Genomic DNA, 6,442 nt, shown 5'->3' with positions numbered 1-6,442 from the left:
CCTAATACCGGAAGGTCACGCAGGTCACCGATCGTGCGCGGATCGGCCTCGGCAGCGGCGATGATCGCCGAGTCGGGCAGTATCCGGCCCGGCGCGATGTCGCGGCGCGCGGCGATCTCGTCGCGCGTGAGCCACAGCTCCCGCACCACCGCCAAGCGGCGGGGGTCCTTGATGGTGTGAACCTTCGATGTGCGCCGCCACCGGTCCGGTTTCGGTGCCGACGGATCGGCGAGCCGGATGTGCTCGAACTCTTGTGCTGCCCACTCTGCCTTGCCCTGCCGCTCGAGCTCGGCTGCCATTGCTTCGCGCAGCTCGACCAGAATCTCCACATCGAGAGCGGCGTAGTTGAGCCAGGCCTCGGGAAGCGGTCGCGTCGACCAGTCCGCCGCCCCGTGTCCTTTGCGGAGTTCGAACCCGAGGGTCTGCGCGACGATCGCCGCGAGCCCGACCCGCGGAAATCCTGCGAGCCGTCCGGCGAGCTCCGTGTCGTACAGCGCGGTGGGACGCAGGCCGAGTTCGGCAAGTCCGGGCAGGTCCTGATCGGCAGAATGCAGGACCCACTCGAGGTCGTTGATCACCTCTGCGAGCGGAGCCAGGTCCGCGACGGTGGGAATCGGGTCGAGCAGAATGGTTCCCGAGCCGATTCGCCGCAGCTGGACGAGGTAGGCGCGTCCCGAATACCGGTACCCCGACGCGCGTTCGGCGTCGACGGCGAGCGGTCCGCTGCCGCCCGCCAATGCTGCTGCGGCTTCGGCTACACCGGCCGCTGTGGTCACGACCTCGGGAACTCCCTCGCGAGGCGCGAGGAGCGGTACAGGGGCTCGCTGAGAATCGCTGTCCGGGGGTACCAATTCGTTGTCCTGTCCTGCCGACATGGGCGTGACTCTAGCGCTGCCCGGTCCCGAGGTGCTCACGCGATCCGACACGGCCGGTGTCACCCGTCGGCTCCGTGAGCTTTCCCGACCCGGGAAGCTGCTTCCGGGTCGTCCGCTGCGGCGTGGGCGGCGGCCAGCAGCTCGTCGAGCGCGCGTGGGCACTCGTCGACGAGTTCCCACAGGTCCGGGACCAGGTCGGGGCAGGCGATGACACCGACGTCGAGCTTGCCGTCGAGTGAAAGCACCGTGATGTTCAGTGCGGCGCCGTCGAAGATCGGCCCGAACGGGTACATCGCCGTGATGCGCGCGCCGAGGAAATACAGCGGCATCGGCGCGCCCGGCACGTTGGATACGACCAGGTTGTGGATCACCGGATGCTTCTCGGCCAGGCGCAGCGCGGAATACGCCCGCATCGCGGTACCGAACACCGTCGGGTCCATGAATTCCGACCAGTCCTGCAGCAGGTTCGCTCCGATTTCGGAGTTGTGGTCCTTCGCGACCTCGGCGGTGTCGGCGATGGCGCGCAAGCGTTGCACCGGATCGTCGATATGGGTCTGCATACTGGCGAACATCGCCGAAACCTGGTTGCGGCCGGGCCGATCCGATTTGTCGTGGACCGACACCGGCACCACCGCGACGAGCGAGGTGTCGGGGAGTTCCCCGCGACGGTCGAGGTAAGTGCGCAGCGCACCGGCGCACAGTGCCATCACGACGTCGTTGACCGTGACGCCGAACGCGTTCTTGACGGTCTTCACGTCGGCGATGTCGAGCGGGACGAACGCCACGGACCGGTGACCGGTGAGGGTGCCGTTGAAGGGGGTCCGCGGTGCGGTGAACGGCGCCGGCATCGCCGCCCCGCGACGGGCCCGGAAGACCCACGACGACACCGAGGTCAACGTGGACGGCAGGATGCGGGCGAGGTGAAAGGGCCGGCGGGCGACGTTGAGCATGCCCCCGAGCGCGATCTCGAGACTGTGCCCGCTGCCGGCGCCACCCGAATCGGGCGTAGGGCGCGGCGCGTCCGGCTCCAGGCTGCACAGTTGCGCCATCATCGCCGCGCCGGTGACGCCGTCGACCCCGGCATGGTGCATCTTCGCGAAGACGGCGACGCCACCGTCGTCGAGTCCCTCGACGAGCCACATCTCCCACAGTGGCTTGGAGCGGTCGAGTGGCTGCGCGGCGATATGTCCGCACAGATCGGCAAGCTCACGCCGTGTCCCGGGCGCCGGGACGGCGATCCGGTGGAGGTGGCGGTCGAGGTCGAAATGCGTGTCGTCGACCCACACGGGATGATCGGGGTTGAAGCGGCTGTCGGCGATCTTCATCCGGAATCGGGGCACGGCCGCGAGCCGCGCGGCGAGTTCCGCCCGAAGTGCGGGAAAGTCGTAGCCTCCGGGCACCGTACCGGGGTCGAGAATGATCAGCCCGCAGATGTGTAGCGGCTGATTCGGAGTTTCGAGGTAGAGGAAGCCGGCGTCCAACCCGCTGAGGCGCTGCATACCCCCATAGTAGAACGTGTTCTAGATGTATTCGGTGTTTCCCGGTTGGGAACTGCGGTTTTCAGGGCTGCAGCCGGGTCACTCCGGTGGGCGGCAGCCCCGCGGCGTACGCGAGAACCTCGCAGAACGCCTCGACATGCGGACCGAGGACGTCGGACAGTGGAGTCCACGACGCGCGCACCTCGAGCTGATGCGCGCGGGCGGGACCGGCGATGTCACCGAAACGCACCGAACTCGTCGAGGTGACGGTGCCGCCGAGGGCGGTCATCGGCTCGCGATGCGCCTCCAGGGCATCGACGAGCCAGCTCCACGCCACCTCCGGTAGCAGTGAATCGGCGGCCAGGGTCGCATCGACGTCCGCCTGGATGTACGCGACCAGACGTGTCGTACCGTGCCACGCCTCGTCCCCGTTGGGGTCGTACAGCAGGATCAGCCGCCCGAACGCATCGCCTTCGGACTGCTCCGGCACGGGGGCGTTCTCGTCGTGCAGCACCTCGGCCCCCAGCGCATAGCTGTGGGGGGCGAGCCGCTGCGGCGGCCGGATCGGCGCGACCTCGATCTCCGGACGAACGTCGGCTGTGTTCATCGCCTCGATTGCTGCGCGGAAGCGGGCCGGCTCGGCGGGCGAGGTGGTCACGACAGCGGACGTTAGTGCCGGTGACCCAACGCACGCGGGAGGCGCGCCGATTCCGGCGGGCCAGGAGCGCGTGGCAGCATGGGCAGCGACCGTGCCTTCGGAAGAACGAGGATCCATGACCGGCTTGGAGAACACGAATGTCGGCTCTGCTGCGCCTGCGGAGTACCCGTCACGGAGGGTGCTGCCACACGCACCTCTGCTGGCGGCGGCACGCGGAGCCGCGCCGACGCATCGACCGGTGTGGTTCATGCGGCAGGCGGGCCGCTCCCTGCCGGAGTATCGAGAGATCCGCGCCGGCGTCGGGATGCTCGAATCCTGCTTCGATGCCGAGCTGGTCTGCGAAATCACCCTGCAGCCGGTACGCCGCCACAAGGTCGACGCGGCCATTCTGTTCTCCGACATCGTCGTGCCCCTCAAGGCTGCCGGTATCGACCTCGACATCGTCGCCGGTACCGGCCCCGTCGTCGCGAATCCCGTCCGGAGCGCGGCCGATGTCAAGGCGCTGCCGATGCTCGAACCGGAAGAGGTCGGAGCTGTCTCCCGCGCCGTGACCCTGCTGACCCGCGAACTGGGTGACACGCCGCTGATCGGTTTCGCCGGCGCTCCCTTCACTCTCGCCTCGTATCTTGTCGAGGGCGGTCCGAGCCGCAACCACGAACGCACAAAAGCACTCATGTACTCGGATCCGAAGACCTGGCACGCGCTGCTCGGGCGGCTCACCGACACCGCCATCGGGTTCCTGCGCGCCCAGCTCACCGCCGGTGTCGATGCGGTTCAGCTGTTCGACTCCTGGGCGGGCGCGTTGTCGCTGGCCGACTACCGCGAGTACGTGCTGCCGCATTCCCAGCGCGTATTCGCCGAGATCGCGTCCGCGGGAGTCCCGCGAATCCACTTCGGCGTCGGCACCGGTGAACTGCTCGGTGCGATGGGGGAAGCCGGAGCCGACGTCGTCGGAGTCGACTGGCGTGTCCCGCTCGAGGTCGCCGCGGAACGTGTCGGTCCGGGCAAGGCGCTGCAGGGGAACCTCGATCCGGCAATCCTGTTCGCCGGCCGCGACGTGATGGAGCAGCAGGTGCGGCGCGTGGTCGCCTCCGCCGACCGTGCGCTGGCCGCCGGAGCCACCGGACACATCTTCAATCTGGGCCACGGTGTCCTCCCCGACACCGACCCCGGCATCCTGACCGCCGTCGTCGAGCTCGTGCACTCGCTGTGACCGCGCCGGTCGTGGCCGTGGTCGGCGGCGGTATCACCGGACTCGTCGCGGCCTACCGCCTACGCGGCTCACTCGGCTCCGATGCTCGGATCGTGCTCCTCGAGCAGTCGGACCGACTCGGCGGCAAGCTCCGCACCGTCACCCTCGCGGGCGGACCGGTCGACGTGGGCGCAGAGGCGTTCATCGGCCGGCGGCAGGAGGTTCCGGCGCTGCTCGACGAGCTCGGTCTGACGGATCAGCTCGTGTACCCGTCCGGGGCCCGGCCACTGCTCTATGCCGGAGGCCACCTGCACCCCCTGCCCACCGCCACCCTGATGGGAATACCGTCCGGCGCCGCATCGGTCGAGGGCCTGGTCGACGAGGACACCCTCGCACGCGTCGCCGCCGAACCCGGCGAACCGCTGCACTGGGACCGCGACGGCGACATGTCCGTCGCGCAACTGGTCGGTTCCCGGTTCGGGGAACAGGTGGTGCGACGCAGCGTCGACCCACTCCTCGGTGGCGTGTACTCGGGTCTGTCCGACACGGCCGGCGTGCGGGCGACCGTTCCGACGCTCGCCGCCGCGCTCGACGAGGGCGCGGTCAGTCTCACCGATGCGGTGGTGCGGGCGTTGCCGAAGCCGTCGGCCACTCCGGTCTTCGGTACGCTCCGCGACGGATATCAGGTGTTGATCGACGCGCTCGTAGAGGCGTCACGCGCCGAGATCCGCTGTCACACCGTCGCATCCGGCCTCCGCCGCAACGGTGATCGCTGGTCGCTGGACCCGGTCGGTGATGTCGACGGAGTGATTCTCGCCGTCCCCGCCACCCGGATGGCGACCCTGCTCGCCGACCCGGTTCCCGTCGCCGCCTCACGCGCCGAACGGATCCCGCTCGCGTCGTCCGTCGTCGTCGCGCTCGCACTGCCCGCCGCCGTGGCCCTGCCGGAAAACTCCGGAATCCTCGTCGCGACCGGAGAGGACCTGTCCGCGAAGGCGTTCACCCTGTCGAGTCGCAAATGGCCGCATCTGGCCACTCGCGAGGTCGCGCTCGCGCGTGCCTCCTTCGGCAGGTACGGCGACGACTCGCTTGTCGACGAGGCCGACGACCGGCTCGTGGACCTCGCGCGCGCCGACCTGGCCACCGTCACCGGTGTCACCGACGAGCCGGTGGACGCCTTCGTGCAACGCTGGCACGGCGGCCTTCCCCAATACCGCGCCGGGCACAACGACATCGTCGCCGCGCTGGAACAGGAAATCGCGACCGTGGACGGGCTCGAAATCGCCGGGGCGATGCTGCACGGCGTCGGGGTGCCCGCGTGTGTCGAATCAGGCACGAGGGCCGCGGCACATCTGGCCGCGCGAGTGGCAGGATAGCGGCATGGCACGTCTCGATTACGAAAAGCTCAATTCCACCCTTCGCTACGCGATGTGGTCCGTGTTCCGGATCCAGCCGGGAGTTCTCGGGGACGATCGCGCCGAGGCCATCGAAGATATGCAGAAGTTCCTTGCTTCCTTCGACGGCACCGACGTCATCGTGCGCGGCCTCTACGACATCGCAGGTATGCGCGCCGACGCAGACTTCATGTTCTGGACGCACGCCGAGCACATCGAGGACCTGCAGAAGTTCTATTCGGACTTCCGCCGCACCACGATCGTCGGCCGGGCGAGCGCCCCCGTGTGGTCGAACACGGCCCTGCACCGGCCCGCCGAGTTCAACAAGAGCCACCTGCCGGCCTTCATCGCGGGCGAGGAGCCCGGTGACTACATCTGCGTCTACCCGTTCGTGCGCTCGTACGACTGGTACCTGCTGCCCGACGCCGATCGCCGCAAGATGCTCGCCGATCACGGCAAGGAGGCACGTCCCTACCCGGAGGTGCGCGCCAACACCGTGCCCGCGTTCGCGCTCGGCGACTACGAGTGGATCCTCGCCTTCGAGGCGCCCGCGCTCGACCGGATCGTCGACCTGATGCGCGATCTGCGCGCCACCGAAGCGCGCATGCACGTGCGCGAGGAGACGCCGTTCTTCTCGGGTCCGCGCGTCGACGTCGACAAGCTCGTCGCAGCGCTGCCCTGACCCGGCCCGCACGATGACGGAGCACCTGCGGTACTCGCACATGGCCCACTGGGGTTATTACCATCCCCAGGTCGCCGACGGCGAGGTCACCGCGGTCGTCCCGTTCGCCGGTGATCGCGATCCGTCGCCGTTGCTCGGCAACATTCCGGGGTCCGTCCGTCAC

7 protein-coding genes are annotated in these 6,442 nt (G+C 68.9%); 4 read left to right on the top strand and 3 right to left on the bottom strand.

Translation table 11 applies throughout. The features are described 5' to 3' along the window. The 3 genes from Q8814_RS23535 to Q8814_RS23525 all read right to left on the bottom strand — a co-directional run. Nucleotides 1–875: HRDC domain-containing protein (locus tag Q8814_RS23535; RefSeq protein ID WP_330154389.1), on the bottom strand; the 875-nt coding region annotated here is incomplete at its 3' end. Nucleotides 876–934: 59 nt separating this feature from the next. Further along, nucleotides 935–2,374: a WS/DGAT/MGAT family O-acyltransferase gene (locus Q8814_RS23530; protein ID WP_330154388.1), complete on the bottom strand. Its 1,440-nt coding sequence runs from the start codon at nt 2,372–2,374 to the stop codon at nt 935–937. Between the two features lie 61 nt (nt 2,375–2,435). Beyond that, nucleotides 2,436–3,011: a DUF3000 domain-containing protein gene (locus Q8814_RS23525; RefSeq protein WP_330154387.1), complete on the bottom strand. Its 576-nt coding sequence runs from the start codon at nt 3,009–3,011 to the stop codon at nt 2,436–2,438. A 115-nt stretch (nt 3,012–3,126) separates the two neighbouring features. Here Q8814_RS23525 and hemE point away from each other — a divergent pair, with 115 nt between their 5' ends. From hemE to Q8814_RS23505, 4 genes are all read left to right on the top strand, one after another. After that, nucleotides 3,127–4,224, top strand: coding sequence for a uroporphyrinogen decarboxylase (hemE, locus tag Q8814_RS23520; protein WP_330154386.1), 1,098 nt, complete (start codon nt 3,127–3,129; stop codon nt 4,222–4,224). After that, entirely contained in the window at nt 4,221–5,579 is a 1,359-nt protein-coding gene (locus Q8814_RS23515; protein ID WP_330154385.1) for a protoporphyrinogen oxidase, read from the top strand. The genes hemE and Q8814_RS23515 overlap by 4 nt, the downstream gene beginning before the upstream one ends. Before the next feature lie 4 nt (nt 5,580–5,583). Next, the gene (hemQ, locus tag Q8814_RS23510; protein ID WP_330154384.1) at nt 5,584–6,279 is read left to right on the top strand and encodes a hydrogen peroxide-dependent heme synthase; all 696 of its coding nucleotides are present in this window, start codon (nt 5,584–5,586) and stop codon (nt 6,277–6,279) included. A gap of 13 nt (nt 6,280–6,292) precedes the next feature. Next, nucleotides 6,293–6,442, top strand: a 150-nt coding sequence (locus tag Q8814_RS23505; RefSeq protein ID WP_330154390.1) for a hypothetical protein, incomplete at its 3' end; no start/stop codon positions are given.

This window comes from Rhodococcus chondri, from assembly GCF_036327435.1.
Classification (GTDB): Bacteria; Actinomycetota; Actinomycetes; order Mycobacteriales; family Mycobacteriaceae; genus Rhodococcus; species Rhodococcus chondri.
Note: the sequence above shows the minus strand (reverse complement) of the source record. Positions and strands in the feature narration are given on the sequence as shown.